Consider the following 15,021-nt stretch of genomic DNA (forward strand, 5'->3'; position numbering starts at 1 on the left):
CGACGAACGTATTCACCGCGCGGCGTCCTCGGCTCCCCGCAGTTCCTCCAGGAGCTCGGTCTGGCCGGCCAGCATTTCGGTGAGGATGCGCCGCGCGGCCCGCATCAGATCGGCCACGTCGCCGCCCGCCAGTTTGTAGACCACGGTCGAGCCCTCCCGCGTGGAGACCACGATGCCCGACCGGCGCAGCACCGCCAGCTGCTGGGAGAGCGCCGAGGGTTCCACCTCGATCGCGGTGAGCAGATCGCGTACCGGCATCGGCCCGTCCTGCAGCAGCTCCAGCACGCGGATGCGGACCGGGTGTCCGAGCATCCGGAAGAACTCGGCCTTGGCCTGATACAGCGGAACCGGCACGGTCGCGGTCACTCCTCACCACCCCGGACGCCCGGGGGCGTCGCCCGAAGCCGTGCCCGCGGCTACCTACGGACACGGCGAGCACATCATGTAGCGAATTGAAGAATTTTGCAATTCGTGGATTGAGGACACCAAAAAGGGATGAAATTACCGCAGGCCGGGCATTCCGTCGGTGACGGAATGCCCGGCCTGCGGTGGTCCGGCCCGCGTGACGCGGAAGGGAATCAGTTGCTCCAGAGGACCGGGTTGTCGCGGTACGCGTCGCCCTCCTCGAACGAGGCGACGGCGACGGGGTCGGTCTTCGTGGCGCTGAGCGAGCAGGTCTCGTACGAGGCGCCCTTGGTGTTGAAGTCGCGGGGGGCCGATTCGCTGTCGCACTTGCCCGGCAGGTCACCGATCAGGATGACGCCCGTGGGGCCGCCGCCCGCCAGCTTGCCGCGCAGCCTCAGCGACGAGTAGGACAGGTCGGTGCCGCCGACGTTCTCCACCTTCATGCGGATGTAGTAGGGCGTCATGCCCTTCGCCTTGTCGCCGAAGCGGGCCATGTCGGCCTCGGCGCCCTTCTCGATGGCCGTGACCGTGACGGCGACGGTGCCCTCCTTGGAGGTGCCGTACTTGAACGGCAGGATCGCGCGCTCGCCGACCTTGAGCTTCGTGCCCGGCGCGGCCACGTCACCGCTGGGCGCGGGGGTGGATTCCTCGCTCGGCTCCGCGGACGGGCTGCTCTCGCTGCTCGGGGAGGCCGAAGCCGGGGCGGAGGCGGAGGGCGATTCCTTCACCGACGCCGAGTCGTCACCGTCGTTGCAGGCCGTGAGCCCGAGGCTCAGGGCGGTGAGGGCGGCGGCTGCGAAGACTATGCGTCCCTTGTGTGTCATGTTGGCCTAACTCGCGTGGGGCTGTGCTGAGCGACAGCCGGAACGTACGAAAACTGGACGAAGCCCCCGGCCTTGCGACCGGGCGCGTCGGGGAGACCCGGTGACGGTGGTTCCGACAGCGAGGCGTTCCCCGGCGCCCACCTCAGACTATGAAGTACGAATGACACAGGATCGTCCCAGGCGGGGCACAGGCACGCGACGGGTCGGGGCGGCCGGGAGCGGTTTCCGCCTTTCCCGCATCAGGGGCCGTCAGGACGTACGGCCGGCGCTCCGGAGGCGCGGCCACCGGTTCGGGACCAGGAGGGCGGCGGCGAGGGCGTACGGAAGCCCGGCCCGGGCGATCGATACGAATCCACCGCTCGGGCCTACGCGGCCGAGCAGCGTCGCGCCGGCGTAGAGCCCGAGTGAGCCGAGGACCAGCACCAGCACCGACCAGCTCAGCCGCCGCGGGGCGGAGCCGCTCAACGGAACCACTCCGTCCACCAGCAGACCGATCAGGTTCAGCAGGCCGAGGACCACGGCCAGCATGACGAGAAGGACCATGAACGCGGCCGCTCCCCCGTCCCATGCGATGCCCAGCAGGGCCAGGCCGAGAATCGGCGCGGCGAACGCCATCAGCACCCAGATCAGGAAGAGATGCAGGGCTACGAGTGTCGCTTTGCTCGATTTCATGGCCCCGAGCTTTCCGGTCATGTACAGGATGTGCATGAGTACGCGTACTCAGCGGCGCGTGCCGCGACGGCCGGCGCTCAGCGTCGCCACCACGGTTCGCGTACATAGAGGCTCTCCTCGCCCGTGCACGCGTCGCCGTTGGTGATCTCGTCGGTGTCCAGGTTCCAGCCGACGATTCCGTTGCCCTTGCGGCTGAGTTCGATGAGACGGTTGCTCGCGGTCTGTGTGCCGGCGGTGACCTGGCAGCGGACGATCGAGGTCCAGGCCCGGCCGTCCAGGGCGGCGACGAAGAACAGGACCGGGAGTACGACGGCTGTCAGGACGAGGGCCGCCCACTGCTCCAGGGCCGCCGCCCGGCGCAGTGCCGGCGACGGCCGGTAGCGGCGGGCCTCCCGGTGCGATCCCGAGGCGGGCGTACGCCGGTGCCCGGGGTGTGCGTGCGGGTGGCGTCTGCCGGTGCGGTACTCCACCACGACGCCCTTGCGCAGCGCGTACGCGGCGAGCGCCGTGCCGAGCCCCCACCAGGGGCCGAAGAATCCGGCGACCACCACTCCCATCGCGGCCGGGCTGACGGCCGTGAGCGCCACCCGCTGGAGCGCACGGAGGAACCCTCCCTGGACGGGAATGGCGCCGCGTGCCGCGAAGAGGGCGAAGACGACGCGGGAGACGACAACGGCCAGTACGGAGGCGAGGAGCGGGTCGGTGAGGACCATGCCGATCAGGACGTCGGGCCAGTTGGCGGGCTCCATGCCGACGAACACGTCACGGGCGGCGGCGCCGCCTCCGACCGTGTACGCGACCTTCGTCACCGGTACCGCGAGGGCCACCGACACCAGCACCGTGTGCCCGGGACCGCCTCTGCGGTCGGCCGACCGTGCGTCGTGCTCGTCGTCCCGTTCCGTGCCCGTCTCCGCCACGGCGCCTACCCGCGGCCGCGCACGGCGGCTCGTCCCGCCCCGCTGTCGGGGGAGAGTACGGACGGCATGGGCGATCCCCCGCTTCCAGGACGGCTGGGACGACGGCACGAAATCCGCGCCTGCGCAGCAGCCTCGCCCCCCGGAACCGGCCGGGCGACCGGCGTTGGGCCGGTTGACGCAACGCGCGAACGGGTCGGTCGGCTCGGGGATACGGTCGGCCGTCCACCGTCCTTGTGCCGTGCGACGATTGGCGTATGCCCTCGCCTGTGGAGTTTCCGGCCATGTCTGTGCTGGCGGCGCTGCTGGATCGGTCCGTGGTGCAGATCGCGGAGGCCGCGGCGGATGTGCGCCGGTACGACCGGGAGACGATCCACTCTGTCGCGAATGTGTGGGACAACAACCTCTTCCCTCTCTTCTGGGCCGCCCATTCCGCCGACGCCGATGAGCGTGAGCGGCGGGCGCGGACGGTGTTGGAGTGGATGGCGGGATGGGGCGAGCGCCGGCGCGGGTGGATGCGTGAGCAGGCGGGCGTCGCCGGGTACGGGGTGGAGTCGTTGCTGTCCGCCGTGGAGCCGCTGCGGCCGGGCCGCGACTATCTCGGACGCGTCATGGCTCCGCTGTACCCGGTGACGAGGCGGACCGTGGACGAGTTGCTGCCCGACTACGACCTGGGGGCAGCCGCTGTTCGCTCTCTTCGGGTGGAGCGGGCGGGAGCGGGTCTGTACGGCTTCCTCGAACTGGCGGTCCCCCGCAGATTCGACGTCGCCGAGGAGACTCCCGTAAGCCCCGCGCTGCTGCACGTTCCGCTGGATGGTGTCACCGATGTGGTCTTCGACTCCTCCGATGCGCACGGTGTCGCCCTGGAGCCGCTGGTGGACGGCGTGGAGGTGCGCATCGGCGCGGGTGGTCGGCTGCGTGCGGCGAGCGGTGAGTGCCGGTGGGACGACCGGTGCTGGTATCTGTCGGCCGCCGGCCGGCGAGCCGACGCCGTGGTCCCGCCCCGTGACGGCCGGTCGAAGCGGTCGGAGCCGCCGGGCGGGGAGTTGGGAGCCGACGCGCGCGTCGCCGCCCTTCTGCTGCGTGACGCGATATGGGAGATCCGGTCCGTCCGATACCCCGACCGGGCCGACCGCGTACCCGTACTCGACCTCTGCCGGGTCTTCGAGGGGGCCGGATCGGCGATCGCGGCCGCGGGGTCCACGCCCGGCGTCCGTGCCAGGGAAACGGCCTTCCGCGACCTCGTACGCGGCTGGGCCGACCGGGGCGGGCCCGTGCCGGCCCGCTGGTTCGCCGCGGTACTTCAGAGGTCGGGCCGTTCGGATCTCATCGACGCTCCGCCGGCTCCCGCAGCCTCGCCTTTGCCGCTCACCGGGGAGCGCCCCTCCGCTCCACCGGCGCAGGCGGTGCTCGTCATGGCGGCCTGGACGGCTGCCCACTCCGACCCGAACCGCGGCCGACCGGCCACGGCACAGCTCCAACTCGCCCTGCCGCCCCGGCATGAGGCAGGCCCCTCGTCGCCGTGGAGGCTGCGCACCCTCGGCTGCGACGAGCCCGGCGCCTTTCGGCTGCGCTCGGCCGCGTTCGCGGGGCCGGGTCCGCTCAGCCTGACGGGCCGGGCCACGGCCGCCTCCGGTGTCGGCCTGCACGACGGGGCGTTGTTCGTCACTTCCGGCGAGGGCTGGAGTGCGTCGGTGAGCTGATCCGGGCGTACGCCGACAGGAGGACTCCGGGGGCGACACGCCGTCAGGGGCTGGGTGTCCGGCGGGCGGCGGGGTGAGATCGGCGCGCGTGCTGACGGAAGCGAGGGCGTCGTGTGAGGTGTGTGCCGGGGTCGGTGGAGCATGTCGTTGTCGTGGGCGCCGGGTTGTCCGGGTTGGCGTGTGCTCTGCACCTGCTGGGCGCGGGCCGCCGGGTCACCCTCGTGGAGCGGGATGCGGGGCCCGGTGGCCGGGCGGGGCGGGTGGGGCTCGGCGGGTTCGAGATCGACACCGGGCCCACGGTGCTGACCATGCCCGAGCTGGCCGACGAGGCGTTCGCCGCGGTCGGGGACAGCCTGTACCGCCGCGTCGAGCTGACGGCTCTGAGTCCGGCGTACCGGGCCTGTTTCGCGGACGGGTCCTCGCTCGACGTACACACCGACGGCGAGGCGATGGAAGCGGAGGTGCGGCAGTTCGCCGGGGCGGGGCAGGCGGCTGGCTACCGCGAGCTGCGGCGGTGGCTGGAGCGGGTGTACCGGGCGCAGATGGGCCGCTTCATCGACGCGAACTTCGATTCCCCGCTCGGGTTGCTGTGTCCGGATCTGGCCCGGCTGGCGGCGCTGGGCGGGTTCGGGCGGCTGGATCGCCGGATCGGCCGCTTCCTGTCGGACGAGCGGCTGCGCCGGGTGTTCTCGTTCCAGTCGCTGTACGCGGGCGTGGCCCCGGCGCGGGCGCTCGCGGCGTATGCGGTGATCGCGTACATGGACACGGTGGCGGGCGTCTGGTTCCCGAAGGGCGGCATGTACGCCCTGCCGCGTGCCATGGCCGACGCGGCGGCGGACGCGGGTGCCGAGCTGCGCTGGTCGGCCGAGGTGAGCGGGCTGGAGCGGTCGGGTGACCGGGTGCGCGCCGTGCGGCTGGCCTCCGGCGAGCGGCTGGCCTGCGACGCGGTGGTGCTGACCTGTGAACTGCCCGCCGCCCACCGGCTGCTGGGGCGGCGGCCCCGGCGTCCCGTACCGGTCCGGCACTCGCCGTCCGCCGTGGTGCTGCACGCCGGAACGGACCGCACCTGGCCGCAGCTCGCGCACCACACGATCTCGTTCGGCGCCGCGTGGGAGCGGACCTTCGACGAGCTGATGCGCCGGGGCGAGCTGATGAGCGATCCCTCGCTGCTGATCACCCGGCCCACCGCGCACGATCCGTCGCTGGCGCCGCCGGGCCACCATCTGCACTACGTCCTGGCGCCGTGCCCCAACACCGTCACCGGTCCCCCGGCCGCCGCGTGGCGCGATCTCGGCCCGCGCTACCGCGACCGGCTGGTGCGCGAGCTCGAACGCCGGGGGCTGGACGGGTTCGCCGCCGGTGTGCGGCAGGAGTTGCTGGTCACCCCGCTGGACTGGACGGCTCGGGGCCATGCCGCCGGCACCCCCTTCTCGCTCGCCCACTCGTTCGCCCAGACCGGCCCGTTCCGTCCGCGCAATCTCGTACGGGGAACGGAGAACGTGGTGCTCGCGGGGTGCGGGACCACCCCCGGCGTCGGTGTGCCGACCGTCCTCATCAGCGGCAAGCTGGCCGCCGCGCGCATCACCGGCGGCGGGCAGCGACCCCGTCGGGGACGCCCGCCCGCCGCCGCGCACCGGGAGCCCGTCCTGCTGACCGGGGCGGGTGCCGATGACCCGGCGTGAACTGGACGCGGCCGGGATCACCGATGCGGAGCTGCGCCTCGCCTACGCCCGGTGCCGCCGGCTCAACGCCCGGCACGGGCGCACCTACTTCCTGGCCACCCGGCTGCTGCCGCCGGAGCGGCGTTGCGCCGTGCACGCCCTGTACGGCTTCGCGCGCTGGGCGGACGACATCGTCGACGACCTCGGCCGGCACCGGGTGCCCGAGGAGCGCGACCGGCTGCTGCTCCGGCTGGAGCGCGATCTCGTACGCGGGCTGCGCACCGGCGCGGGTGACGAGCCGGTGGTGCGGGCGGTCGCCGACACCGCCGCCCGGTACGGCATCGGGCACGAGCTGTTCGCCGACTTCCTGTCCTCGATACGGGCCGACCTGACCGTCACCGACTACCCCACCTATGCCGACCTGCAGAAGTACGTGCACGGTTCGGCCGCGGTGATCGGTCTGCAGATGCTGCCGGTGCTCGGCACGGTGGTGCCGCGGCGGGAGGCCGAACCGCATGCGGCGGCGCTCGGTGTGGCGTTCCAGCTCACCAACTTCGTACGCGATGTGGGCGAGGACCTCGACCGGGGCCGGGTCTACCTGCCCGCCGATCTGCTGGCCTCGCACGGGGTGGACCGGCCGCTGCTGGAGTGGAGCCGGCGCACCGGACGGGCGGACGCGCGCATCCGGGCGGCTCTGGTGGACGCGTCGGAGCTGACGCGGGGTGTGTACCGGACGGCGGAGCCGGGCATCGGCATGCTCGATCCGCGGGTGCGTCCGTGCATCCGCGCCGCGTTCACCCTGTACGGCGGGATTCTCGACGCGGTCGCCGAGCAGGACTACCGGGTGCTGCACCGGCGTGCGGTGGTGTCCGGGCGGCGGCGCGCCGTCACCGCCGCCGCCGGGTTGCTGGGTGTGGCGGGGGCCCGGTGGCGTGCGCGGGGCCGGCTGCGCGGGCCTGCGGCCGGGCGGAAGGGGCGGGTGCGGTGAGCCGGAGGCGCTGGGTCTCCCCGGTGCGGCGGCCGTTCTCGCCGGGCTGGACGCCCCCGTTGCGGCTGCGGGGTTCCGGGCCCGGCTGGTCGGCGCAGGCGCCGACGTGGCGCGAGGCGCGGCCGGTGCTGATCGCGCGGGCGCTGGAGCGGGCCACCGCGCGCCCGTCCGGCAACTGGTACGTGGTGGGTGCCTCGCGCGCGATGCGCAGCGGTGGGGGCCCGTACGGCAGGACGGTCGGCGGGGTGGAGGTCGTGCTGTGGCGGACGGCGGACGGGGAGCTGCGGGCCGGCCCCGGTGTGTGCCCGCACCTCGGTGCTCCGTTGCGGGAGAGCCGGGTGGTGTGCGGCACGCTGGTGTGCCACTGGCACGGACTGGCCCTGGACGGTGGCCCGTTCGCCGGGTGGCGGCCGTTTCCGGTGTACGACGACGGTGTGCTGGTGTGGGTGCGGCTGGACGGGGTGGGGGGCGAGGAGCCCGGTGAGCGGCCGGTGGTGCCGGTGCGGCCCGCGCCGGCGGGGGCGGTGGACGCGGTGTTCACGGCGGTGGGGCGGTGCGAGCCGCAGGACGTGGTGGCCAACCGGCTGGACCCGTGGCACGGTTCGTGGTTCCACCCGTACTCGTTCATCGATCTGTCGGTGGTGCGCGAGCCGGACGGCGAGGGCGACGACGCGTTCGTCGTCGATGTGTCCTTCCGGGTGGCGGGGCGGCTGGTGGTGCCGGTGCGGGCCGCGTTCACGGCACCTGAGCCGCGTACGGTCGTCATGCGCATCACCGATGGTGAGGGGGCGTCGTCCGTGGTGGAGACGCATGCGACTCCGCTGACCGGGCCGGGCCATCCGCGGCCGCGCACGGCCGTGGTCGAGGCGACGATCGCCGCGTCGGACCGGCCGGGCTTCGCGCCGGCCCGGATGGCGGCGCCGCTGCTGCGTCCGCTGATGCGGCGTACGGCGGCCCGGCTGTGGCGGGACGACCTTGCGTACGCCGAACGGCGCTGGGCGCTGCGCAGCACCGGGCGGTTCCCGGGCTGAGCGGGCCGGGCACCGGCTTCAGTCGCGTCGCAGCCCGGCGAGGGCCCGCAGGGCGCGGGAGCGGCCCGCCCTGGGCACCGTCCACAGCGTCTGTCCCCGGACGCCCCGGTCGGCGAGCAGGGCGTTCGCGGCGAGGAAGCCGGTGGTGGCCGCGCGTTCCATGAGGGCGACGGGCAGGTCGCAGCGGATGGCGTCGCCGGCGAGCACCAGCCAGGGGTGGGGGGTGCGTACGGTGGGGCGGCGGCGGTGGGAGCCGGGCTCGAAGAGGGGGCAGTCGGAGCGCCACTCGTGCCTGCTGTCGACGATCCGCGCGTCGCGCGTCTCCGGGTACACGCGGTGCAGCCGGTCGACGAGCGTCTCCTGGACGTCCTTGTGCTCGGCGCCGGGGTCGACGGCGTACGCGTGGAGTTCCACGACGGAGCCCCCGGTGCGCGCGGCCCAGCGGGCGGCCTCGCCCTCGTACCGTTCGAGGACGCTGATGTTGTCGAGGCCGCCGTAGCCGCTGGTACCGAGGAAGCCGGGCCGGTCCGGGCGGACGGGGCGGTCGAGCCAGAGCCGGGAGACGAGGAAGGGCGGTGCGGTGCGCAGGGCGGCGACGTCGTCGCGCCAGCGGCCGGTGCCGAGGCCGGGTGAGGCGGCGACGAGGCCGCGCAGGCCGCCGGTGTCGAGGGCGAGGACCACGGCCCGGTGGTGGTCGGTGCCGGCGTCGGTGTGGACGTGGGCCCCGTCGTCGCCGGGGGTGACGCGGTGTACGGGGGTGCCGGTGCGGATGTCCGCGCGGTGGCCCCGCAGGTAGTCGGCGAGCGGGTCCCAGAGGGCCTGGGGGAAGGGTTCGGCCGGTACGTCGAAGAGCAGGCCCTCGGCCGAGCCGAGGAAGTAGATGTGGAACATCAGCAGCAGTTCGGCGGCGGACAGGTGGCGCGGGTCGGCGAAGAAGCTGCGCGAGAACACCTCGAACGCGAGGTGGTGGGCGGCTTCGGGGAAGCGGACGCCGTTCAGGAAGCCGGTCGCGGTGACGTCGTCGAACCGCTCGTACACCTCGGGGACGCGCACGTCGAGGAGCGGGAGTGCCGCACGGGCGTCCATGGCGGCCAGGTCGCGCCAGCCGAAGGTGGGGCTCAGCGCGACGAATCCGAGGGCGCTGAGGGGTGGGGTCCTGGGGACGCGGGCGAAGCTGTCGGTCAGGCCGCCGCTGTGCCGGAGGGGGTAGTCGGGCAGCGGGGCGAGGCGGGTGAGGCCGGGGTCCGTACGGCGCAACAGGCCGCGCAGGTTGTAGTACTGGCGGAAGAAGGCGTGGAAGCCGCGGCTCATGGTCACCGGGGAGCCGTCGGCGAGCAGGGTGCGGTGGCCCGAGAGCCGGCCGCCGAGGGTGTCGTCCCGTTCGTAGAGGGTGACGCGGGCGCCGCGTTCGGACAGCAGGGTGGCTGCGGACAGGCCGGCGATGCCGCCGCCGATGACGGCGACCGACGGGGCGTCACCGGCGGCGAAGCGTGGGGCGCCGGGGGCGGGCAGCAGGATGGCGGCCTTGCGGTCGCGGCCCCGGCGGGGGGTGGCGGTGCGGGTGGTCATGGAGGGCGCTTCCGGGTCGTGGGGGGCTTCTGTTGCGGGGGATTCCGTTGCGGGCGGGGGCGGGAAGGTGTGCCCGGTGCCGGTCTGCCATCCGGCGACGGGCTCACCGGTGGGGTGCTCCGGCCTCGGTGAGGGGCCGGGTCCGGCGTGGCAGGAAGGGCAGTTCGGCCGCCGTGGCGAGCATCGGCCGCACGGGGGTGCGCAGCCCGATGCCCCAGTCCTCGCGGAGGGAGGCCGTGCCGTCGAGGAAGCGCAGCAGGCGTTCGGCCGGGACATGGCGGAACAGGCCGGTGAAGAAGGCGGGGCCGTCGATGCGTCCGGTGTCCAGGGCGCGGAGCATGATGGCGTCCATGGCCAGCGCCCGGCGCCCGTGGGGTGCGGGGACGGTGCCGCGTCCGGCGCGGAGGGCGGCGGCGATGGCGCGGCTCTGCCGCTGGACGGCGGCGAAGGTGTATCCGGTGGCCGGCCGGGTGGCGCCGCCCGCGGTGCCGATGCGGAACACGGAGGCTCCGGCGCGATGGCGGAAGCGGGCGTCGGTCATGGGGATCAGCCCCTGTTCGGTCCGCTCCACGGTGTACTCGCCGAGGCGCAGCACGTCGCGGCAGTAGTGCCCGAGCGCCGATTCGTACGCCGGGGTGGTGAGCGTGCGGCGGGAGAACTCGGTGTATTCCACGAGCGCGCGGTCCGGGGCCAGCGGAAGGACGTAGCCGAAGGCGAGTCCGTGGGAGGGCTGGGGAACGCGGAAGTCCATCAGGTCGGCGATGCCGGGGTCGAAGCGGGCGGTGGCGGTACGGACGAACCAGCCGCGGAAGTGCTGGAGGAGCTGGGTACGGGCGGGGGGCAGGGCCGGCAGGGGCCGTGAGTCGAAGGCGCGGCGGCTGCGCAGGGTCGTCGTGCGGCCGCCGGGCAGGGTGCAGCGGACTTCCGCGCCGCCGGGCACGCTGCGTACCGCGTCGGCCGTCGCCCGCAGGAGGCGGTTCCGGTCCGAGCCCGCCAGCCGGCCGCGTACCAGGTTCTCGAAGTCGGTGGAGCGGAGCATGCGGTAGGTGAAGGGGGCCGGGTCGACGGTGACCGGGCGGCCGTCCGCGCCGTGCACGCGCAGGAGGGGCCAGGTCGTGGTGACGGCGCCCTCCAGGCCGTCGGTGCCGGCGTGCCAGTAGCACCAGGTGCGCTCGGCGGGGCGCAGCGGCCCGTCCGGGGGCTCGATCACGGTGACGGTGGCGGCGCCGGTCTCCGTCAGGCGGTGCGCGAGGCTGAGTCCGGCCGCGCCGCCGCCGACGACGGTGACGTCGCTGTGTGCCGGTGGTGGCCCGGGGTGTGCGGCCCGCCCCGGTGTCATGCCCGGCGCGCCGGGTCGGTCGCCACCTCGCGGGCGGGCCGGGGGTGTTCTTCGGTCATGGTGCTCCTCGGGGCCGGCCGTCGGTCCAGCGGACCACGTTCCGCCGGGCGAAGCCAGGAGCCACGACGGGGCGGACCGGGTGACGCGGCGGACCCGGCCCACGCCCCAGGGCCGGGTCCGCGCTCCCCCGTGTGCCGGGGTCAGCCGCCGGAGCAGACGGCGCCGTTCAGGCGGAAGGCCGCCGGGTCGGGGTTGGGCCCGTCGTTGGCGCCGACGAACCCGAAGGAGGCGGTCGAGCCGCCGTCCGCCGCCAGCGGTCCCGCGCCTTCGGGGGCGGTCACGCGGACATGGGTGCCGGTCTGGTGGAACGTGGCGTTCCACCAGGAGGACACCGACTGGCCCGTGGTCGGCCAGTCCCAGTCCACCGTCCAGCCGGTGATCGGGGTGTCCCCGAGGTTGCTGATGGTCACCGTGGTCACGAAGCCGTTGCCCCAGCTCGTGTCACGGTGGTAGGTCACCGAGCAGGCCGCGTCCTCGGGCGTCCCGGTGGTGAAGGTGAGGGGCGCGGAGGGGCCGGAGATCCGCCCCGAGGAGTCGGAGGCCAGCACGTTGACGGTGTGGGTGGTGCCGGGCGGCAGGTTGCGCAGGGTCACGGAGGTGCCGGTGCTCTCGCCGACGACGCGGGTGTACGAGCCGTCGCGTTCCTGGACGAGGTAGCGGGCGGCGCCTGTCGCGCCGTTCCAGGACAGCCGCGCGGTGGTGTCGGTGACGGCCTCCAGCCGGGGCGTGCCGGGTGTGCCGGCGGCGGAGGCGGCCGGTCCTGTTCCGGCCTCCGGTTCGAGGGTGACGGTGAGCAAGGCGTACGGGGGCACGGTGACCCGGGAGGCGGACGCGTCGCCGTCGGTGACCTCGGTGATGTCGCTGTCGCCGCGGGCGTAGCGGCTGACCCCGGGCGCGGTGGCGGCGGGGGTGAAGCCCGCGTAGTCGAGGGCCACGGTGCGCGCGGAGTCGGGGTTCTTGTTGACGAGCATGACGGCGAGCCGTCCGTCGCGGCGGAGCACGGCGTGGGCGGAGACGTCCTGCGCGGAGGACTCGGCGGCGACCATGGTGTCGCCCGCGGTGCCGAGTTCGCCGGTCATCTTCATCCCGTAGTAGGGAGGGAAGGGGGTGTTGACCGCCGGTTCGCACACCTCGCCGGAGCAGGCGCCGCTGGAGAGCATGCCCATGTCGCCGTAGTCGGTCTCGCCGTCGACGGTGGTGATCCGGTCGATGCCGTTGTGGGTGTTCCACCAGTCGACGTTGAACACGCCGTTCTCCAGCGCGGTCATGAACGCGTCGGCGGCGAACAGGCCGTTGGGGCGGGCGGTGAGGCGGGCGCCTCCGGTGTTGGTGTTGATCTCGGAGAGGGCGATCTTGATGCGGGGTGAGCCCGCGCCCGCCACCCGGTCGATCTGGTTGCGCACCTCGCGCAGTTCGCCGGGCAGTTTGGCCAGCCGGGCCAGGGCGTCGTCGGCGGTGGTGTCGCCGCCTCCGGCGTACCAGTGGACGCTCACGAAGTCGATGACGTCGGCCACGGCGGGGAGCACGGTGTGGTTCCAGTCGGCGGCGTCGCCGGTGCCGACGACGCCGTCCGGCCACTCGCCCGGACTGGTGAGGACGGCGCCGATCCTGACCGTGGGGTCGACGGCCTTCATGGCCGCCGCGTAGGCGCGCACCTGGCGCGCGTACTCCCGGGGGCTCTTGTCCTCGTGGTCGTCGTGCTCCCAGCCGCTGCCGTAGTGGCCGTTGCCGTAGATCTCGTTGCCGATCTCCCAGTACTTCGCGCCGTACTTCTTGGTGACGTTGGCGTACCTGACCCAGCCGGCCGCCTCCTCGGGGGTGCCGGAGCCGTAGTTGGCGATGAGCATCGGCTGCGCCCCGGTGGCGCGGACGGTGCCCATGAACGCGTCGAATCCGGTGCCGGGGGCGACGTATCCGCCGGGCGCGGTGTGTGTCTCCCAGTGGTAGATGTCCGCGTACGAGCCGCCGGGGTAGCGCATCATCCCGACGTCGGCCGCCTTCATCAGGTCCGCCACCTCGGGGTCGTTCATGTGCGAGTCCCAGATGGCGGTGTTGACCCCGCGGGCCTCGCCGGTCAGCGTGCCGAGCGATGCCCGGGCGTTCACCCGGACGTCGACGTCCGCGCCGTCCGCCGTCCGGGGCGCGGCGGGGGCCGCGCCGGCCGTGGTGGACAGCAGGGCCAGCGAGGCGGCCAGGACGGCGGCGGCGCGCGCGAGGGGGCGCAAGCCGCCCCGAGCCGGGTGCGGGGGTCTGTGCGATGGCGCCATGGGTGATCCTCCCTGGGGATCTCGGCGACAGTCGGGGTGCGGCGGAGCAGGTGATCGGACCTCACGCGTGGGAGCGCTCCCATAATGGGAGGGGCGCCTCGCCGTGTCAACGGCCGTACGCGCGGGAGCCGCCGGGCGTACGCGGGGCCTCGGCAGCGCACGACGCGCACTCGCGCCGCTCATGGGCGCGCAGGGGGCCGCCGGGGGCGTGGGGGCACGCGCTCACCCCTCCCTTTCGCAACTCTGTGTACTCGATGGAACGCGTAGAGTCACACGACTTGGGAAGGCTGATCGTGTCGGAAGCAGCCCCGGGGGCAACGTCTTCAGCCCCTCGGACCTGGCCCTCCAGGTCCGGTCCACACTCACCCGCAGCGTCGCCCCGGTCGGGGGACGCGGGGCTTCCCCTCGCGCCGGCAGGCGCCGCCCCCGCTCCCCCGGCTCGTTCGCCCAGCCGAGAGGACCCCCATGCGTCCGCAGGCCATGAGGGCCGGTGCGCTCGATCTCGCCGATCTGCGCGAGCTGATCGACACCGCACTCGCCGCCTTCCTGTGCAGCCCCTCGTCCCGCGTCCCCACCCAGCGCCGTCGCGTGGGCGGCGGGCGCGATCCCGACCGTACACTCGCCTCCTACGTGCTCGCCCCCGGCGAGCGCGTAGGACCGCTGCTCTGTCTTCTCGGCTGGTACGCCGCCGGCGGCGGCCGCGACGGCAAGGGCGAGGAGGCCGCCGTCCGGCTAGCCGCGTCCCTGGAGCTGTTGCACGCGTTCACCCTGATCCACGACGACATCGCGGACGAGAACGACGGCCGCCGGGGAGCGCCCGGCGCGCACCGGGCGTTCGCCGTCCGCCACCGGGAGCGCGCCGCCCCGGACACGTCCGGCCGGAACTCCGCCGTGCTGCTGGGCGATCTGGCGCTCGTACGGTGCGACGAGATGCTGCACTCCGCAGGGTTCACGCACCGTCAGTACCGGGTGCTGCTGCCGCTGGTCGACACCCTGCGCAACGAGGTCGTGCTCGGCCAGTACCTGGATGCGCGCACCGCGGGGCCGCCCGGTGCGGATGTCGCCCTCGCCTCCCGCGTGGTCCGGCTGAGGACGGCCCGGTACGCCGTCGAGCGGCCGCTGCGTCTGGGCGCGGTGCTCGCCGGGGCGGGCGCCAGGACGCTGGAGGCGTGTTCGGCGTACGCGCTGCCTCTGGGCGAGGCGTTCCGGCTCCGCGACGACCTGCGCGGGACCTTCGGTGACCCGGCCGTCACCGGGCAGCCGGTCGCGGAGGACCTGCGGTCGGGCAGGGCGACCGTGCTCATGGCGCTGGCCGTCCGCAGGGCGTCGCGGTCGCAGGCCCGGCTGCTGCGCAGGTTCGTCGGGGACCCGGACCTGGACGCACGGGGGGCGGCGGCGGTGCGCCGGGTCCTGGAGGAGACGGGCGCCCGCGAGACCGTCGAGAAGATGATCACTGCCCGCTACGAGGCGGCCCTCGCGGCCCTGGAACGGGCGCCGTTCGTCCCCCGCGCGGCGGACGCCCTGCGCCGCGTCGCCGCCGACGCGGCCGCCCGCCCGGTATGACGGCCGCCCGGCCCGGTCGGTGACC

Annotated in this window: 12 protein-coding genes; 5 read left to right on the forward strand and 7 right to left on the reverse strand. The window is 74.1% G+C overall.

Going from position 1 to position 15,021, the window contains the following annotated elements; genetic code table 11:
• Window positions 1-12: 12 nt before the first annotated feature.
• The 4 genes from OG710_RS00730 to OG710_RS00745 form a co-directional block, all read right to left on the reverse strand.
• Window positions 13-354 (reverse strand): ArsR/SmtB family transcription factor, encoded by a 342-nt coding sequence (locus tag OG710_RS00730; protein WP_111335955.1) that lies wholly within the window; start codon window positions 352-354, stop codon window positions 13-15.
• Between the two features lie 224 nt (window positions 355-578).
• Entirely contained in the window at window positions 579-1,229 is a 651-nt protein-coding gene (locus OG710_RS00735) for a hypothetical protein (RefSeq protein WP_330237595.1), read from the reverse strand.
• Between the two features lie 249 nt (window positions 1,230-1,478).
• The gene (locus tag OG710_RS00740; protein WP_330237596.1) at window positions 1,479-1,901 is read right to left on the reverse strand and encodes a hypothetical protein; all 423 of its coding nucleotides are present in this window, start codon (window positions 1,899-1,901) and stop codon (window positions 1,479-1,481) included.
• A 77-nt stretch (window positions 1,902-1,978) separates the two neighbouring features.
• Window positions 1,979-2,818, reverse strand: a complete 840-nt coding sequence (locus tag OG710_RS00745; RefSeq protein ID WP_330237597.1) for a hypothetical protein — start codon at window positions 2,816-2,818, stop codon at window positions 1,979-1,981.
• Between the two features lie 281 nt (window positions 2,819-3,099).
• Here OG710_RS00745 and OG710_RS00750 point away from each other — a divergent pair, with 281 nt between their 5' ends.
• The 4 genes from OG710_RS00750 (at window position 3,100) to OG710_RS00765 (ending at window position 8,198) form a co-directional block, all read left to right on the forward strand.
• On the forward strand, window positions 3,100-4,518 hold the full coding sequence (locus OG710_RS00750; RefSeq protein ID WP_330237598.1) for a hypothetical protein: 1,419 nt from the start codon (window positions 3,100-3,102) through the stop codon (window positions 4,516-4,518).
• A 113-nt stretch (window positions 4,519-4,631) separates the two neighbouring features.
• Window positions 4,632-6,200, forward strand: coding sequence for a phytoene desaturase family protein (gene crtI, locus OG710_RS00755; protein ID WP_330237599.1), 1,569 nt, complete (start codon window positions 4,632-4,634; stop codon window positions 6,198-6,200).
• Window positions 6,187-7,167: a phytoene/squalene synthase family protein gene (locus OG710_RS00760; RefSeq protein ID WP_330237600.1), complete on the forward strand. Its 981-nt coding sequence runs from the start codon at window positions 6,187-6,189 to the stop codon at window positions 7,165-7,167. The genes crtI and OG710_RS00760 overlap by 14 nt, the downstream gene beginning before the upstream one ends.
• The gene (locus tag OG710_RS00765; protein ID WP_330237601.1) at window positions 7,164-8,198 is read left to right on the forward strand and encodes a DUF5914 domain-containing protein; all 1,035 of its coding nucleotides are present in this window, start codon (window positions 7,164-7,166) and stop codon (window positions 8,196-8,198) included. The genes OG710_RS00760 and OG710_RS00765 overlap by 4 nt, the downstream gene beginning before the upstream one ends.
• A gap of 18 nt (window positions 8,199-8,216) precedes the next feature.
• On the opposite strand, the gene OG710_RS00770 is transcribed toward OG710_RS00765, so the two are convergent.
• From OG710_RS00770 to OG710_RS00780, 3 genes are all read right to left on the reverse strand, one after another.
• Window positions 8,217-9,767 (reverse strand): FAD-dependent oxidoreductase, encoded by a 1,551-nt coding sequence (locus OG710_RS00770; protein ID WP_330237602.1) that lies wholly within the window; start codon window positions 9,765-9,767, stop codon window positions 8,217-8,219.
• A 103-nt stretch (window positions 9,768-9,870) separates the two neighbouring features.
• The gene (locus OG710_RS00775; RefSeq protein ID WP_330237603.1) at window positions 9,871-11,106 is read right to left on the reverse strand and encodes a lycopene cyclase family protein; all 1,236 of its coding nucleotides are present in this window, start codon (window positions 11,104-11,106) and stop codon (window positions 9,871-9,873) included.
• Between the two features lie 200 nt (window positions 11,107-11,306).
• Window positions 11,307-13,433, reverse strand: a complete 2,127-nt coding sequence (locus tag OG710_RS00780) for a cellulose binding domain-containing protein (protein ID WP_330237604.1) — start codon at window positions 13,431-13,433, stop codon at window positions 11,307-11,309.
• Between the two features lie 465 nt (window positions 13,434-13,898).
• On the opposite strand from OG710_RS00780, the gene OG710_RS00785 reads away from it, so the two are divergent.
• Window positions 13,899-14,996, forward strand: coding sequence for a polyprenyl synthetase family protein (locus tag OG710_RS00785; protein WP_330237605.1), 1,098 nt, complete (start codon window positions 13,899-13,901; stop codon window positions 14,994-14,996).
• The last annotated feature ends 25 nt before the right edge of the window (window positions 14,997-15,021 follow it).

This window comes from Streptomyces sp. NBC_00525, assembly GCF_036346595.1.
Classification (GTDB): domain Bacteria; phylum Actinomycetota; class Actinomycetes; order Streptomycetales; family Streptomycetaceae; genus Streptomyces.

Excerpts from the sequence above, each read along its gene's own strand:
- OG710_RS00735 (WP_330237595.1), bottom strand. The coding sequence starts at position 1,229 with ATGACACACAAGGGACGCATAGTCTTCGCAGCCGCCGCCCTCACCGCC.
- OG710_RS00740 (WP_330237596.1), bottom strand. The coding sequence starts at position 1,901 with ATGAAATCGAGCAAAGCGACACTCGTAGCCCTGCATCTCTTCCTGATC.
- OG710_RS00750 (WP_330237598.1), top strand. The coding sequence starts at position 3,100 with ATGTCTGTGCTGGCGGCGCTGCTGGATCGGTCCGTGGTGCAGATCGCG.
- OG710_RS00760 (WP_330237600.1), top strand. The coding sequence starts at position 6,187 with ATGACCCGGCGTGAACTGGACGCGGCCGGGATCACCGATGCGGAGCTG.
- OG710_RS00770 (WP_330237602.1), bottom strand. The coding sequence starts at position 9,767 with ATGACCACCCGCACCGCCACCCCCCGCCGGGGCCGCGACCGCAAGGCC.
- OG710_RS00775 (WP_330237603.1), bottom strand. The coding sequence starts at position 11,106 with ATGACACCGGGGCGGGCCGCACACCCCGGGCCACCACCGGCACACAGC.
- OG710_RS00780 (WP_330237604.1), bottom strand. The coding sequence starts at position 13,433 with ATGGCGCCATCGCACAGACCCCCGCACCCGGCTCGGGGCGGCTTGCGC.
- OG710_RS00785 (WP_330237605.1), top strand. The coding sequence starts at position 13,899 with ATGCGTCCGCAGGCCATGAGGGCCGGTGCGCTCGATCTCGCCGATCTG.